The organism is Bradyrhizobium sp. TM233 (assembly GCF_036247965.1).
GTDB classification, from domain to species: Bacteria; Pseudomonadota; Alphaproteobacteria; order Rhizobiales; family Xanthobacteraceae; genus Bradyrhizobium; species Bradyrhizobium ottawaense.
This window is the reverse complement of record NZ_BTIG01000017.1, coordinates 1-13,475: the sequence shown is the minus strand read 5'-3', so window position 1 is coordinate 13,475 and position 13,475 is coordinate 1. Positions and strand designations below refer to the sequence as shown.

The 13,475-nt window shown below is 64.8% G+C and carries 14 protein-coding genes; 4 read left to right on the top strand and 10 right to left on the bottom strand.

The window, feature by feature from the left end; genetic code table 11:
* Nucleotides 1–52 precede the first annotated feature (52 nt).
* Genes araD through AABA86_RS26480 form a run of 4 tightly spaced genes read right to left on the bottom strand, consistent with a single transcriptional unit; the run spans nucleotide 53 to nucleotide 4,440 of the window.
* The gene (gene araD, locus AABA86_RS26495) at nucleotides 53–1,792 is read right to left on the bottom strand and encodes an L-arabinonate dehydratase (protein ID WP_338308947.1); all 1,740 of its coding nucleotides are present in this window, start codon (nucleotides 1,790–1,792) and stop codon (nucleotides 53–55) included.
* On the bottom strand, nucleotides 1,789–2,649 hold the full coding sequence (locus AABA86_RS26490) for an ABC transporter permease (protein ID WP_212252993.1): 861 nt from the start codon (nucleotides 2,647–2,649) through the stop codon (nucleotides 1,789–1,791). Before AABA86_RS26490 ends, araD begins: the two co-directional genes overlap by 4 nt.
* Nucleotides 2,650–2,659: 10 nt before the next feature.
* A complete protein-coding gene (locus AABA86_RS26485) occupies nucleotides 2,660–3,421 on the bottom strand; it encodes an ABC transporter ATP-binding protein (protein WP_018321609.1) in 762 nt (253 codons plus the stop codon).
* Nucleotides 3,421–4,440, bottom strand: coding sequence for an ABC transporter substrate-binding protein (locus AABA86_RS26480; RefSeq protein WP_212252990.1), 1,020 nt, complete (start codon nucleotides 4,438–4,440; stop codon nucleotides 3,421–3,423). The genes AABA86_RS26485 and AABA86_RS26480 overlap by 1 nt, the downstream gene beginning before the upstream one ends.
* 93 nt (nucleotides 4,441–4,533) lie before the next feature.
* Between AABA86_RS26480 and AABA86_RS26475 the strand changes: the two genes are divergently transcribed.
* The 3 genes from AABA86_RS26475 to AABA86_RS26465 all read left to right on the top strand — a co-directional run bounded on the left by AABA86_RS26475 (nucleotide 4,534) and on the right by AABA86_RS26465 (nucleotide 9,427).
* Nucleotides 4,534–5,247 (top strand): GntR family transcriptional regulator, encoded by a 714-nt coding sequence (locus tag AABA86_RS26475; RefSeq protein WP_338308946.1) that lies wholly within the window; start codon nucleotides 4,534–4,536, stop codon nucleotides 5,245–5,247.
* Nucleotides 5,248–5,436: 189 nt separating this feature from the next.
* Nucleotides 5,437–5,856 (top strand): response regulator, encoded by a 420-nt coding sequence (locus tag AABA86_RS26470; protein ID WP_338308945.1) that lies wholly within the window; start codon nucleotides 5,437–5,439, stop codon nucleotides 5,854–5,856.
* Nucleotides 5,834–9,427 (top strand): PAS domain S-box protein, encoded by a 3,594-nt coding sequence (locus AABA86_RS26465; protein ID WP_212252984.1) that lies wholly within the window; start codon nucleotides 5,834–5,836, stop codon nucleotides 9,425–9,427. The genes AABA86_RS26470 and AABA86_RS26465 overlap by 23 nt, the downstream gene beginning before the upstream one ends.
* A 162-nt stretch (nucleotides 9,428–9,589) precedes the next feature.
* Here AABA86_RS26465 and AABA86_RS26460 read toward each other — a convergent pair whose 3' ends face one another.
* Nucleotides 9,590–10,225, bottom strand: a complete 636-nt coding sequence (locus tag AABA86_RS26460) for a response regulator transcription factor (protein ID WP_027577504.1) — start codon at nucleotides 10,223–10,225, stop codon at nucleotides 9,590–9,592.
* 149 nt (nucleotides 10,226–10,374) lie between these two features.
* On the opposite strand from AABA86_RS26460, the gene AABA86_RS26455 reads away from it, so the two are divergent.
* Entirely contained in the window at nucleotides 10,375–10,695 is a 321-nt protein-coding gene (locus AABA86_RS26455; RefSeq protein ID WP_212252982.1) for a hypothetical protein, read from the top strand.
* Nucleotides 10,696–10,749: 54 nt separating this feature from the next.
* Here AABA86_RS26455 and AABA86_RS26450 read toward each other — a convergent pair whose 3' ends face one another.
* The 5 genes from AABA86_RS26450 to AABA86_RS26430 all read right to left on the bottom strand — a co-directional run.
* On the bottom strand, nucleotides 10,750–11,253 hold the full coding sequence (locus AABA86_RS26450) for a response regulator (protein WP_212252980.1): 504 nt from the start codon (nucleotides 11,251–11,253) through the stop codon (nucleotides 10,750–10,752).
* A 142-nt stretch (nucleotides 11,254–11,395) separates the two neighbouring features.
* Nucleotides 11,396–11,713, bottom strand: coding sequence for a hypothetical protein (locus tag AABA86_RS26445; protein WP_018321617.1), 318 nt, complete (start codon nucleotides 11,711–11,713; stop codon nucleotides 11,396–11,398).
* A gap of 2 nt (nucleotides 11,714–11,715) precedes the next feature.
* Nucleotides 11,716–12,594, bottom strand: coding sequence for a CheR family methyltransferase (locus tag AABA86_RS26440; protein WP_338308944.1), 879 nt, complete (start codon nucleotides 12,592–12,594; stop codon nucleotides 11,716–11,718).
* A gap of 60 nt (nucleotides 12,595–12,654) precedes the next feature.
* Nucleotides 12,655–13,041, bottom strand: coding sequence for a response regulator (locus AABA86_RS26435; protein WP_212252976.1), 387 nt, complete (start codon nucleotides 13,039–13,041; stop codon nucleotides 12,655–12,657).
* Between the two features lie 32 nt (nucleotides 13,042–13,073).
* Nucleotides 13,074–13,475, bottom strand: a 402-nt coding sequence (locus tag AABA86_RS26430) for a chemotaxis protein CheW (protein ID WP_338308943.1), incomplete at its 5' end; no start/stop codon positions are given.

Sequence of the window (13,475 nt, the reverse complement as noted above, 5' to 3'; positions counted from 1 at the left end):
ACCGCGGTGAAATGGGTTCCGGGTTCGCGCTCCGCGCGCCCCGGAACGACAGTCAATAAATCGACGGCTCGCCGATCGGCGCGCCGAAATCGGTCTCGAGGAAGTCGAAGTCGCAGCCGTCATTGGCCTGCTTGATGTGTTTCGTGAACATCCAGCCATAGCCGCGCTCGAAGCGGCGCTCCGGCTGCTTCCAGGCGGTGCGGCGCTTTTCCAACTCGGCTTCGCTCACATCGAGATTGATGGTGCGGGCGGCAACGTCGAGCGTGATGCGATCGCCGTTCTGCACTAAAGCCAGCGGGCCGCCGATGTAGGATTCCGGCGAGACGTGCAGGATGCAGGCGCCATAGCTGGTGCCGCTCATGCGCGCATCCGAGATGCGCACCATGTCGCGCACGCCCTGCTTCACGAGCTTTGTCGGGATCGGCAGCATGCCCCATTCCGGCATGCCCGGGCCACCTTGCGGCCCCGCATTACGCAGGATGAGAATGTGGTCTTCGGTAACATCGAGATTGGGATCGTCGACCGCCTTCTTCATCGCGGGATAGTCGTCGAACACCAGCGCAGGTCCCGTATGCTTGAGGAAACGCGGCGCGCAGGCGGAGGGCTTGATGACGCAGCCGTCCGGCGCGAGGTTGCCCTTGAGCACCGCAAGCGCGCCCTCCTTGTAGATGGGATTGTCGATTCCGCGGATCACGTCGTCGTTGTGAACTCCGGCACCCTCGATATTCTCGCCTAGCGACTTTCCGGTAACGGTGATGCAGTCGAGATGCAGATGCGGCTTGATCTGGCCCATCAGCGCCGGCAGGCCGCCGGCATAAAAGAAGTCTTCCATGAGATAGGCATCGCCGCTTGGCCGCACGTTGGAGATCACAGGCACCTTGCGGCTGGCGATTTCGAAATCGTCGAGGCCGATGTCCTGGCCGGCGCGGCGGGCCTGTGCGATCAGATGGATGATGGCATTGGTCGAGCAGCCCATTGCCATCGCGACCGCAATCGCGTTCTCGAAGGCTTTTCGGGTCTGGATCACCTTCGGCGTCAAATCCTCCCACACCATCTCGACGATGCGGCGGCCGCATTCGGATGCCATGCGGATGTGGTTGGCGTCGGCGGCGGGAATCGAGGAGGCGCCGGGCAGCGTCATGCCGATCGCTTCGGCAATGGCCGTCATGGTCGAGGCCGTGCCCATGGTCATGCAGGTGCCGTAGCTACGGGCAATGCCGGCCTCGATGTCGAGCCAGTCCTTGTCGGAGATCTTCCCCGCACGCCGCTCGTCCCAATATTTCCAGCCGTCGGAGCCGGAGCCGAGCGTCTTGCCCTTCCAGTTGCCGCGCAGCATCGGGCCGGCCGGCAGATAGATCGCCGGGATGTTCATCGAGGTCGCGCCCAAGAGCAGCGCCGGCGTGGTCTTGTCGCAGCCGCCCATCAGCACGACGCCGTCGACCGGATGGCTGCGCAGCAGCTCTTCCGCGTCCATCGCCAGCAGATTGCGATAGAGCATCGTGGTCGGCTTCAGCAGCGATTCCGACAGCGACAGCGCCGGCAATTCCAGCGGCAGGCCGCCGGCCATCAGGATGCCGCGCTTGACGTCGTCGACGCGCGACTTGAAATGCATGTGGCAGGGCTGCGCGTCCGACCAGGTGTTGAGGATCGCGATGATCGGGCGGTCCTTCCACTCCTCCGGCGCATAGCCCATCTGCATGGTGCGGGAGCGGTGGCCGAATGAGCGGAGATCGTCGGGCGCGAACCAGCGCGCGCTGCGGAGCTGGTCGGGCGTTATTTTCTTCTTGGTCATGATTGGGTGCCCCATTTCTGCACGGTGTTCCGCTCGATGGCGCGGAAGATCAGGTTCTCGACAAAGAGCCCGATGATGATCACCGTCAAGAGGCCCGCGAACACGGCGGGTATGTCGAGCAAATTGCGGTTCTCGAAGATGAACCAGCCGAGCCCGCCCTGCCCCGAGGACACGCCGAACACCAGCTCGGCCGCGATCAGCGTGCGCCAGGCAAAAGCCCAGCCGATCTTGAGGCCGGTGAGGATCGAGCCGAAGGCGGCCGGGATCAGGATTTTGGCGACGTAGGGCAAGCCGCTCAGGCCGTAATTGCGGCCGACCATGCGCAGCGTGTTGGACACGCTCTTGAAGCCGGAATGGGTGTTGAGCGCGACCGGCCACAGCACCGAATGGATCAGCACGAAGACGAGGCTGCCATTGCCGAGACCGAACCAGATCAAGGCGAGCGGCAGCAGCGCGATCGCCGGCAACGGGTTGAACATCGCCGTGACAGTCTCGAGGAAATCGGTGCCGATGCGAGTGGAGATGGCAAGCACCGTGAAGATCGCGGCGAGCGCGATGCCGGCCGAATAGCCCATGAACAGGACTTTCAGCGACGCCCAGGCCCGCATCGGAATCGTGCCGTCCTTGACCCGATCGAACAGCGTGATGGCGGTATCATGCAGCGTCGGGAACAACAGCGGATTGTCGAGGGCGACGCCGTAGGCTTCCCAGACCGCCGCCAGGAACAGGATGATCACCGACTTGCGGACGAAGCCGTCGTTCCACAACAGCTCAAGCACGCTCAGCTTGCGCTCGACCTCGCCTGCGCCGATGGCAGCAACCGGTTCGGCCCGCAGCAATATCCTGGCTTCGCCCATCAGAGGCTCCTCAATGCGCGGTGGCTTCGCCGGCGAACAGGAGATCGTGGATCTCCTTTTCCAGCCGGCCGGCGCTGCCGTCTTCGTTCGAGACCTTGTCGACGTCGATCACCTCGGCCTTGACCCGGCCGGGATGCGGCGACAGCAGCAGGATGCGGTTGCCGATGCGGATCGCTTCCGCGATCGAATGGGTCACGAACAGCACGGTGAACTTGGTCTCGCTCCAGAGCTGGAGCAGCTCGTCCTGGCAGGTCCGGCGCGTCAGGGCGTCCAGAGCGGCGAACGGCTCGTCCATCAAGAGGATGTCAGGCTCCATCGCCATGCCGCGTGCGATCGCAACGCGCTGCTTCATGCCGCCGGAGAGCGTGTGCGGATAGGCGTCGACGACGCGGGTGAGGCCGACCTTCTCGATATAGGCCCTCGCCTTGGCCTCGGCGTCCCTGCGCGACAGTTTTCGCGCGGTCAGCAGCGGAAACATCACGTTGGCGAGCACGCTCTTCCAGGGCAGCAGCTGGTCGAACTCCTGGAAGATCATCATGCGGTCGGCGCCGGGACCATGGATCTCGCGGTCGCCGATGGTCATGCGGCCCTCGCTCGGGGTCATGTAGCCGCCGACGGCCTTGAGCAGGGTCGACTTGCCGCAGCCGGACGGACCGAGCAGCACGAAGCGGTCGGACTTGTCGACTGTGAAACTCACCCTCTCCGTGGCGGTGACGACTGCGCTGGAGGTCTTGTAGCGCAGCGTCACGGAGCTGACGTCGAGCAGCGCCATCAGTTGCCCTTCAGATCGTGCGCGACGGGGAGATAATAATCCGTCCAGGCCTTGGGCTGGCTCTTCAGCGTGCCGGTCTTGAACAGGTGCGCAGCGAACTTCATCGTGCCCTGCGGCTCGAGATTCCACTCCATCATGCCGGGCTCCTTGAGAAGATCGAGCAGCTCCTCGACCGAGGTCTTGTCGCCGGTGATCTCCTTGTAGATCTCGACCGCCTGTTTGGTGTCGCTGCGGATCAGGTCCTGCGCTTCCTTGGTCGCGTCGCGCACGGCCTGGATGATCTTTGGATTGGCGTCGGCGAATTTGGTGGTGGTGAAGAACTGGGCCTGGCTGAGCGGCCCGCCCATCACGTCCGGCGACGACAGCACGATGTGCGCGCCCGGCACGTTCTTCAGCTCCAGGAAGGTGAACGGCGGAATCGAGAAGTGGTTGTGCACCTCGTGCTTGGAATTGGACAGCGCCGCATAGGCGTCGGGATGGCCGAGCTGCACGGTGTTGGCATCGAGCTTCGACCATTGGTCGGCGCCAAACGCCTCGGCGGCCGCGATCTGAAGCACGATCGCCTGGGTCGAGACCTTGACGGTCGGCACCGCGATCTTGTCGGAGGGGCCGAAATCCCTGATCGACTTGATGTTGGCATCGCGGCTGATCAGCGTCATCGGCTGCGCCGAGGTCGCGACGATACCCTTCACGCCGCCGCGGGTGCGGTCCCACAGCAGCAGCAGGTTGCCGGTGCCGGTGTTGAGGATGTCGACGCCGCCCGCGAGCAGCGCATCGGTCTGCGCCCCGCCGCCGGAGAAGGTGATCCATTTGGTGGTGACGCCTGCGACGCCGAGCGAAGCTGCGTGCTTCTCGATCAGCTTCTGCTTTTCCATGATGTGGCTCGGCATGTAGAAGATGCCGGGCTGGCGCGACAGCGCGATCTCGGATTTCTGCTGCGCACGCGCCGGCGAAGCCGCCAGCACGGTTGCGGCGATCAGGGCGATGGCGGCAACGCCACGCTGGAATGGCTTGATCATTGTTGTTCGTTTCCTCCGGCCGCCATTGACGAGCGGCCCTGCTGATGCACTAATGCATTAGTGCATCAAAGGCAAGTCCGCCGGAGCTTTTCCATGGAAACCGCCCATCCCGCGCCCCGCGCGGCCCGCCCCGGCGCACGGCTCGACCGGGCCCGGCAGGCCGCGCCGCAGGTGTTCGAGCGGCTGCGCAACGCCATTCTCGCGCTTGAGCTGCCGCCGGGATCGCCGCTGTCACGCACCGATCTCGCCGCCCAATTCGGCGTCAGCTCGACGCCGATCCGCGACGCGCTGATGCGGCTCGAGGAAGAAGGGCTCGTGGACGTGTTTCCGCAGCACGCGACCGTGGTCAGCCGGGTCGATGTCGGCCGCGCCGAGCAGGCGCATTTCCTGCGTCAGGCGCTCGAGCTCGAAATCGTCCGGCTGCTCGCGGAGCAACATGACCAGGCCCTGGTCCTCCGCCTCGATCATGTGATCGCGCTGCAGCAGCAATTCGCGAAAGCCGGAGACTTCGAGAGCTTCATCGCCGCCGACAATGATTTTCACGCCCAGCTTTATGCCGCGGCCGGCAAGCAGGAGCTCTGGACGCTGGTGCGCAGCCGCAGCGGACATATCGACCGGCTGCGCCGGCTGCATTTGCCCTCGCCCGGCAAGGCCCAGAACATCGTCCGTCACCACCGGCTGATCACGCGCGCGATCGAGGCCGGCGACGCCGACGCCGCGCGACAGCATCTGCGCAAGCATTTGTCGGGCACGCTGAGTGAGCTCGACAAGATCCGGAGCCACTATCCGGAATATCTGACCGATTAGACCGACCACCAGCCCGACGAAACCCTTATGCACGAAACCGTGCATAAGCAGGCTTTCGGCTTAGGCGAGCATTCACCGGACGTTCGCGAAGTGCTTGCAGGCCGGGCGGAATCCGCGCAACAATTTCGTCTTTGATGGTTTGATTTGCGGCCGGTGGGGACGTCCCATCCGGCCCGGAGGAATTCAGACGTGGCCAACATCCTGATCGTGGATGACGACCCGGCCGTTCAGATCACGATCCGGCTGCTCCTGGAGAGGGCCGGTCATCACGTCACCGTCGCCGGCGATGGCCGCAAGGGACTTGCGCTGTTCGAGGCCAGCCGGTTCGACCTCCTGTTTCTCGACATCTTCATGCCCGGCATGGACGGGCTGGAGACAATGCGTCACATCCGGGTGCTGGCTCCGGCCATTCCGATCATCGTCATTTCCGGCCGTTCGATCACGCCGGATGCCTATGCGGAACCGGACTTCCTGAAGATGGCGACCAAGCTCGGCGCGGTGGCAAGCTTGCAAAAGCCGTTCCGGCCCGACGCCCTGCTCGCCGCGGTCGATGGCTGCCTGAAAGCAGGCGAGCCGGAGGGGTCCGATGTCAGCTCCGGCCACCGGTGACGGGGACGCCGCTGCTCCAGGCCAGACCAGGCGCGGTCATCCGGGAAGCCCTGCGAACATCCGCTTGACCCTCGCAACGCGGCTGGCGATCGCGATGATCCTGCTGGTGGCGGTCACCGTCGCCGCAGTCGGATGGCTCGGCTTTCGCAACACCACGCAAGCGGTCATTCCGCGCGTCCTGGAGCGGGTCGAGGCCCAGTCACGCCTGCTCGCGGCCAATCTGGAATCCTATGTTGCCGGAGTCCGCGGCGATTTGATCGGCTATCGCTCTGCCGCGGCCATCAACGGCCTGATCCGCGCCCATGTCGGTGGAGGAGTTGACCCCCTTGACGGCGTTACAGAGCAGACCTGGCGCGAGCGCATCGCGACGCGGCTCGCAGCAGAGATCGAGGCCAAGCCCAGCTACGCGCAGTTTCGAATCATCGGACTTGACGACGACCAGCGCGAGCTGGTCCGCGTCGACCGCTCCGGACCGAATGGAGCGGCGCGGATCGTCCCCAACAGCGAGCTGGAGCGCAAGGGCGACCGAGCCTACTTTCAGGACACGATAAGGCTGGCGCCGGGCGAGCTTTACGTGTCGCCGATCGATCTCGCGACCCGCCAGGGGGGCACCACGGTCTTGCACACTCCGACGCTGCGGGTCGCGACGCCGCTGTTCACGCCGGATGGCAAGCCGTTCGGCATCATCATCGCCAATGTCGACATGCGTCCGGCCCTCGACCGCATCCGCGCGACGACGAACTCGGGTGGCGAGATCTACGTCGTGAATTCGCACGGCGATTATCTCGTTCATCCCGATCGCGCGCGAGAATTCGGCTCATTGCACGGCCACCCCACCAACTGGCGCGATGATTTTCCATTCTTCTCGGCCATGCCCAGCACGTCGGACGTATCCACGCGGCTCATGACCGACGGGTCGGGCCGGCCGACCGGCGCGGCGATCGCGCCGGCGCTTCTGGCGGGCAAGGAATGGACCGCAATCATCGTGACCATTCCCCCGTCCGTCTTCGGCCGGGTGCCGGCCGCCATTCAAAAGACGTCCGTGCTGGTCGGCGTGCTCGCCGTCCTTGCCGCGGCTTCGCTCGCGGTGCTGCTGGCGCGCTCATTGACCCGCCCGATCGGCCGCCTGACCGCGGCCGTGGAGGCGATCGGCCGCGGACGGCAAGTGGACATCCCAGTCGATGCCAGCGGCGAGACGGGCGTGCTGGCGCGGGCTTTCGCCCAGATGGTCGAGGAGACGCGGGCGAAGACAGCCGCTCTCGAGCGCGAGGTCCGGGAGCATCGCCGCACCGAGGCCGCACGAAGCCATCACGCGGCACGCGAGCAGTTGTTCAGTGCCGCCGTCGAATCGTCCGACGATGCGATCGTGATGCAAACGCTCGACGCCGTCATCACGGGCTGGAATCCGGCCGCCGAACGGCTCTATGGCTATTCGGCGAGTGAGGCGATCGGGAAATCCACCGCGATCATCGTGCCGCCCGACCGCCGCGAGCATGGCAGGGGCTATCTGGCGCGGATCGCGCGGGGCGAGTCGATCGAGCGGTTCGAGACGGTGCGCCTGCGCAAGGACGGCACGCCGGTCGAGATCTCTCTCAGCCTCTCGCCGATCAGGGGGCCGTCCGGTGAGATCATCGGCGTCTCCGGCACCGCGCACAGCCTCACCGAGGCGCGGCGGGCCGAGCGACAGCTGCAGCAGCAGCTCGAGGAGCGTCGGCAGATCTTCGACACCTCGCAGGATCTGATCATGGTCATGGACCCGCGGGGCCATGTCGCGCAGATCAGCCCGAGCAGCGAGACCATTCTCGGCTACCGGCCGGACGAGATGATCGGCCGCAGCGGCGCCGACTTCATTCACCCCGACCATCTGGCGCAATCGCGCGAGGACATGCGCGCGCTGCGGCGCGGCGAGCGCCCCAAACTCGGCGACACCCGCTGCTTTCACAAGAGCGGACACGAGGTCTGGCTGTCCTGGCTCGGCAACTGGTCCGAGCAGGCGCAGCGCTTCTTCTTCGTCGGACGCGACATGACGGAAGCGCGGCTCGCGCAGGAATCGCTGCGCGAGAGCGAGCGGCTCGCCCGCAACATCGTCGAGACCTCGCTCGACGCCTTCATCCAGACCGACGAGACCAGCAGCATCCTGAACTGGAACTCGCAAGCCGAGCAGCTGTTCGGCTGGCGCCGCGACGAGGTGCTCGGCAAGAGCACGATCGACCTGATCGTCGCCGAGAGCGAGCGCGAGAGGGTCAGGGCTGGCCTGAAGCAATTCCTCGAGAACGAAGGCGGCAGGACGCTGAACCGCCGCCGTGAGCTGATGTGCCGCCGCCGCGACGGCAAGGAATTCAGGGCCGAGGTCAGCGTGACCGCGCTGAACCGCCGCGAGGGCCTGCTGTTCAACGTGTTCTACCGCGATCTCACCGACAAGATCGCGGCCGAGGAGCGCATCCGGCATGTCGAGAAGATGGAGGCGATCGGCCAGCTCACGGGCGGCGTGGCGCACGATTTCAACAACATCCTCACCGTCATCACCGGCACGATCGAGATCCTCGCGGAGGCCGTCGAGAAGGAGCCGCAGCTTGCGGCCATCACGAAGATGATCGACGAGGCCGCCGCGCGCGGCGCTGATCTGACCCAGCACCTGCTCGCCTTCGCGCGCAAGCAGCCGCTCCAGCCGCGCGAGATCGACATCAACTCGCTGGTCGTCGACACCGCGAAGCTGTTGCGACCGACGCTGGGCGAGCATATCCAGATCGAATCGGTGTTCGAGGACGAGAATTGCGTCGCGATCGTCGATCCCAACCAGCTCACCACCGCGATCCTCAATCTCGCGCTCAATGCCCGCGACGCCATGCCCGGCGGCGGCAAGCTGATCGTCGAGACCGGCGCCGCCTATCTCGACGAGGTCTATGCCAGCGACAACGACATCCGCCCCGGCCATTACGTGCTGATCGCCGTCAGCGACACCGGCACCGGGATCCCGGCGAACATATTGACGAGGGTGTTCGATCCCTTCTTCACCTCGAAGGGACCGGGCAAGGGCACCGGGCTCGGGCTGTCGATGGTCTACGGCTTCATCAAGCAGTCCGCAGGCCACATCAAGATCTACAGCGAGGAAGGCCACGGCACCACGATCAAGATGTACCTGCCGCCCGGCAAGACGCCGACAGCCATCGGCGAGGGCGTGACGCCTGCGACGATCGAGGGCGGACACGAGACGATCCTGGTGGTCGAGGACGACCGGCTGGTGCGCGACTACGTGCTGGCGCAGCTGCATGCGCTGGGTTACGTCACCCTGCAGGCCGCGAATGCCGCGGAGGCGCTCGCGATCGTTGCCGCCGGCGAGCCGTTCGACCTGCTGTTCACCGACGTCATCATGCCCGGCAAGATGAATGGACGGCAGCTCGCCGACGAACTGATGAAGACACGCCCCGATCTCAGGGTGGTCTATACGTCAGGCTATACCGAGAATGCGATCATCCATCACGGCCGGCTGGATTCCGGCGTTCTGCTGCTGGCCAAGCCCTATCGCAAATCGGATCTCGCGCGGATCATCCGGAAGGCGTTGAGCGCTTGAGACGCGATCTCGTGTCCCGAACAAGGCGCAGCGCGCAACACTGCGACGCAGAGCCGGGACCCAGAACTGTCAGCGGTGAAATTTGAGAGATGGGCCCCGGCTCAGCAGCGCATCATTGCATGATGCGCTGCGTCCGGGGCGCGAGACAGGATAGCCAGTCGCCTACGATGCGCGCTGGGCCGCGGTCATCACGATGCGGATCAGATCGGCGGCGTTGCGCGCGCCGAGCTTCTTCATGATGTTGGCGCGGTGATCCTCGATGGTGCGCGGGCTGATGCCGAGGGTGCGGCCGGCTTCCTTGTTGGACGCACCGGAGGCGAACTGCTCGAGCACCTCGCGCTCCCTGCGCGTCAGCGGCTCGCGTCCAGGGAAATGCAGCGAGCCGAATTTCGGCGAAGCGTTCTCCGCCTGCCTGCGCGCATAGGCGCCGATCGCCTCGTCGAGCCGGCCGACGATCTCGCTGCCGCGGAACGGCTTCTCGATGAAGTCGAGCGCGCCGCTCTTGATCGCGCCCACCGCCATCGCGATGTCGCCCTGTCCGGAGATCATGAAGATCGGTGCCGGATAGTCCTCGCCCTGCAGCTCCTTCAGAATGTCGAGGCCGGACTTTCCGGGAATGTGCACGTCGAGCAGGATCGCAGCCGGTGTGCGGTTTCGCGCGACGGAGAGCAGTGCTGCGCCGTCCGCAAAACAGATCACCTCATAGCCCGCCGCCTTCAACACCATCGACAGGGTGTCGCGAACGGCAGGGTCGTCGTCGACCACGAAGATTTCACCGCGAGAGCTTTGTTCGGCCATGTGCCACATCCGGTTGGCATGAAGGACTCGCGTCCGCGCCAACCGTTATGGCGTTCGGCGCGGATTCGGCCCACCCGTATTTGTACGGGACATGGACTTAACGCACAAGTAGCGGCAGGGTGCCTAATTGCGGGGTACGGAGAATATCCATGCTAAATTTCGCTGGCACACCCCCGCTCGTCGCGATGCCCGAAACCGACAGCCGTCAGTTGATCGCTGCCGATCTTCGCTCCCTGATTACACGGATCGAGAGCAGCATGCGCCTGATCGACGCAGCCATGATGGAAGCTGGCCCGTTGGAAATCGGCCTGGCGCACGACGATAAGGGCGATCCGGCCGGTTCCACCGACATTTTCGTGCTCGACGACGTCACGCCGCGCTATGCGACGGCGAGCGCCGCCCTCAACGCCTGCCGGGCGGGCCTTGGCCACGCCCTGCAATGCCTGTCGGAATCCGGCAGCCCGGCATAGATCGCGATCAGCGCGGCGCAACGGCCGCATGCCATCGCATGGCAGCTCCGCAGCCTAGGCGCGGTGCCGTTCCACGATCGCGTCGGTGGCGACACCACCCCAGGTATGGATCGCCGGAAGGCCCATCGCGGTCTTGCCGAGATTGGCGAGGCTGATGCGCAGGGCCGCGAGGTCGAGCGGCTTCGGCAGGCTCTGGAGCTCGATCCCGACGGACCGGGCGAAGCTGCGGGCGGCGCTGCGGCGCTTGCCGTCCATGCCGCTGATGACGATCACGGCGCCACCGAACTTCGCCGCCGCCATCTCGCGCAGCACGTCGATGCCGTCGCCATCCTCCAGCACGAGATCGAGCGTCACGCAGTCGAAGCGCGCGGCGCGGAGCTTCTCGATCGCATCCGCCACTGACGGCGCCACTGTGACTTCGTGGCCGGCCTGTTTGGCGGCGACCGTGATCAGGCTGCGCTGCGTGGCGTCGTCATCGACCACCAGGAGCTGAAGCGCACGCCGCTCGGTGCCGTCGGGCAGGTTTGAGGGGATGGGGGAAAGAGAACTTCTGGGCATTTCAGTATCCTGAGATTGGGACCATCAATGGATACACGGCTCGCGCTTAGGCCACGTAAAGTTCCTGTCGCGAATTCATTCGGATGTTTTCAGAAAATTTGAAGCAACGGACCGGAAAGGACGGCGACGGATGCGGGCTTGATCACGCCGCTTCGTCACGACCGCCGGCTGCGCCGCGCTTCTTCCGGTTCTTGCCGCGCAGGAACTGGATGTCCATCTCGGCGCCGTTGACGCGGACCAGCTCGCAGCGGCGATAGGCGAGTCCCGTGGACGACAACAGCAGGAAGAACTCTTTCAGGTTCAACCCCTGGATCGAGCCTTCCACCGTGAGGATGGCGTCGGTATCGGAGATCGCGTTGAGCTTGCAGTCGCGGCGCCAGGTGCCGTCGATGGCCATGATGCAGACATCGTAGCCGCGACTGAAGGTCACGCGTTCCGTACCCTTGCCATCCTCGGCCATGTCTACCGTCCTGCCATGACCGCGAGGCGCGGCGCCGCGCCGGCGAGAACCGGCTTGGCGGCTGCGGCACGCGGATCGTTCGGCTTGTAGAGGCCGCGCCGCTCCGGAATCGGCCGGAACGTATCGGTCAGGCCAACCACGGTTTCGGCCGCGCCCAGCACCAGGAATCCGTCGGGCTCGATCTGGCGCGCCAGCCGGTTGAAGATGTTGATCTTGGTGTCCTGGTCGAAATAGATCAGCACGTTGCGGCAGAAGATGACGTCGAAGGTGCCGAGCTGCGCGAAATCGTGCAGCAGGTTGAGCTGCCGATGCTGGATCATCGCCCGCAATTCGGGATTGACCTGCCAGGTCTCGCCGGTCTGCTTGAAATATTTCATCAGCATCTGGATCGGCAGGCCGCGCTGCACCTCGAACTGGCTGTAGATTCCGGCCTTGGCCTTCTCCAGCACCTCCTGCGACAGATCGGTCGCGATGATCTCGATGCGCCAGCCGGTGAGGGCCCCGCCCATCTCCTTCAGGCACATCGCCAGCGAATAGGGCTCCTGCCCGGTCGAGCCGGCGGCGCACCAGATCCGGATGCTGCGGCGGCCGGCGCGCGCCTTGATGATCTCGGGCATGATGGTGTCGCGGAAATGATCGAACGGGACCTTGTCGCGGAAAAAGAAGGTCTCGTTGGTGGTCATGGCTTCGACCACGTCGGTGATCACCGTGCGCGAGCCGCCTTGCAGCTTCTGCACGAGCTCGCCGATGCCGGAGAGCCCGGCCTTGCGGGCCAGCGGCAGCAGGCGGCTTTCGATCAGATATTGCTTGTCTGCGGAAAGATCGAGACCGGAATTGTCCTTTAGGAACTTACGCAGATACTCATACTCGGTCGGGGTCACGGATAGCCTCTTCGAAGCTGTACTGGAACACTCTGGCCGGAATATTCAGGCCAGACACACTCAGACCATGGCTTGTCCGACCGGGATCAAACCAACTTCAGCGAACTTGTCGGCGATGATGTCTTTGTCGAATGGCTTCATGATGTACTCGTTGGCGCCGCCGCTGAGCGCCTGAGCAATGTGCGCCACGTTGTTCTCGGTGGTGCAGAACACCACCTTGGGCTGCTCACCGCCGGGCAGGCGGCGCATGTGGCCCATGAACTCGAAGCCGTCCATCACGGGCATGTTCCAGTCGAGCAGCACGGCATCGGGCAGCTGCCGCTGGCAGATTTCGAGTGCCTTCGAGCCGTCCTCGGCTTCAGTGACTTCGAATTCCAGGCCCTCCAGAATCCGGCGCGCGATCTTGCGCACCACGCTGGAATCATCGACCACCAAACACGTTTTCATTTTGGTTCTCCGGCTTCGATGTTTCGGTTGGCTCACGCAGCCATTTGCACTTTGGTTTCGAGCTCGAGGACGCGATCGACGTCGAGGACGACCATGAGCTGGCCGTCGAGGCGGTGGACGCCGCCGGCGAGCTTGGCCATGCGGGGATCGAGGTTGACGGGATTTTCTTCCATGCCGGCTTCGGGCAGGCGCAGCACCTCGCCGATCTGGTCGATCAGGAGGCCATAGGATTCACCGCGCAAATCGACGCCGACCGCCATCGGCACCTTGCCGTCCTCGGGCTGCGGCAGGCCGAGACGGGCGCGCATGTCGACCACGGTGACGATGCGGCCGCGCAGATTGAGCACGCCCGCGATCTCGCGCGAGGACAAGGGCACGCGGGTGACGCGCTCGGGCATGAACACGTCCTGGACCCGGGAGATCGGCAGGCCGAA

Excerpts from the sequence above, each read along its gene's own strand:
- AABA86_RS26450 (WP_212252980.1), bottom strand. The coding sequence starts at position 11,253 with ATGCCCAGAAGTTCTCTTTCCCCCATCCCCTCAAACCTGCCCGACGGC.
- AABA86_RS26480 (WP_212252990.1), bottom strand. The coding sequence starts at position 4,440 with ATGATCAAGCCATTCCAGCGTGGCGTTGCCGCCATCGCCCTGATCGCC.
- AABA86_RS26435 (WP_212252976.1), bottom strand. The coding sequence starts at position 13,041 with ATGAAAACGTGTTTGGTGGTCGATGATTCCAGCGTGGTGCGCAAGATC.
- araD (WP_338308947.1), bottom strand. The coding sequence starts at position 1,792 with ATGACCAAGAAGAAAATAACGCCCGACCAGCTCCGCAGCGCGCGCTGG.
- AABA86_RS26460 (WP_027577504.1), bottom strand. The coding sequence starts at position 10,225 with ATGGCCGAACAAAGCTCTCGCGGTGAAATCTTCGTGGTCGACGACGAC.
- AABA86_RS26475 (WP_338308946.1), top strand. The coding sequence starts at position 4,534 with ATGGAAACCGCCCATCCCGCGCCCCGCGCGGCCCGCCCCGGCGCACGG.
- AABA86_RS26455 (WP_212252982.1), top strand. The coding sequence starts at position 10,375 with ATGCTAAATTTCGCTGGCACACCCCCGCTCGTCGCGATGCCCGAAACC.
- AABA86_RS26465 (WP_212252984.1), top strand. The coding sequence starts at position 5,834 with ATGTCAGCTCCGGCCACCGGTGACGGGGACGCCGCTGCTCCAGGCCAG.
- AABA86_RS26485 (WP_018321609.1), bottom strand. The coding sequence starts at position 3,421 with ATGGCGCTGCTCGACGTCAGCTCCGTGACGCTGCGCTACAAGACCTCC.
- AABA86_RS26490 (WP_212252993.1), bottom strand. The coding sequence starts at position 2,649 with ATGGGCGAAGCCAGGATATTGCTGCGGGCCGAACCGGTTGCTGCCATC.
- AABA86_RS26445 (WP_018321617.1), bottom strand. The coding sequence starts at position 11,713 with ATGGCCGAGGATGGCAAGGGTACGGAACGCGTGACCTTCAGTCGCGGC.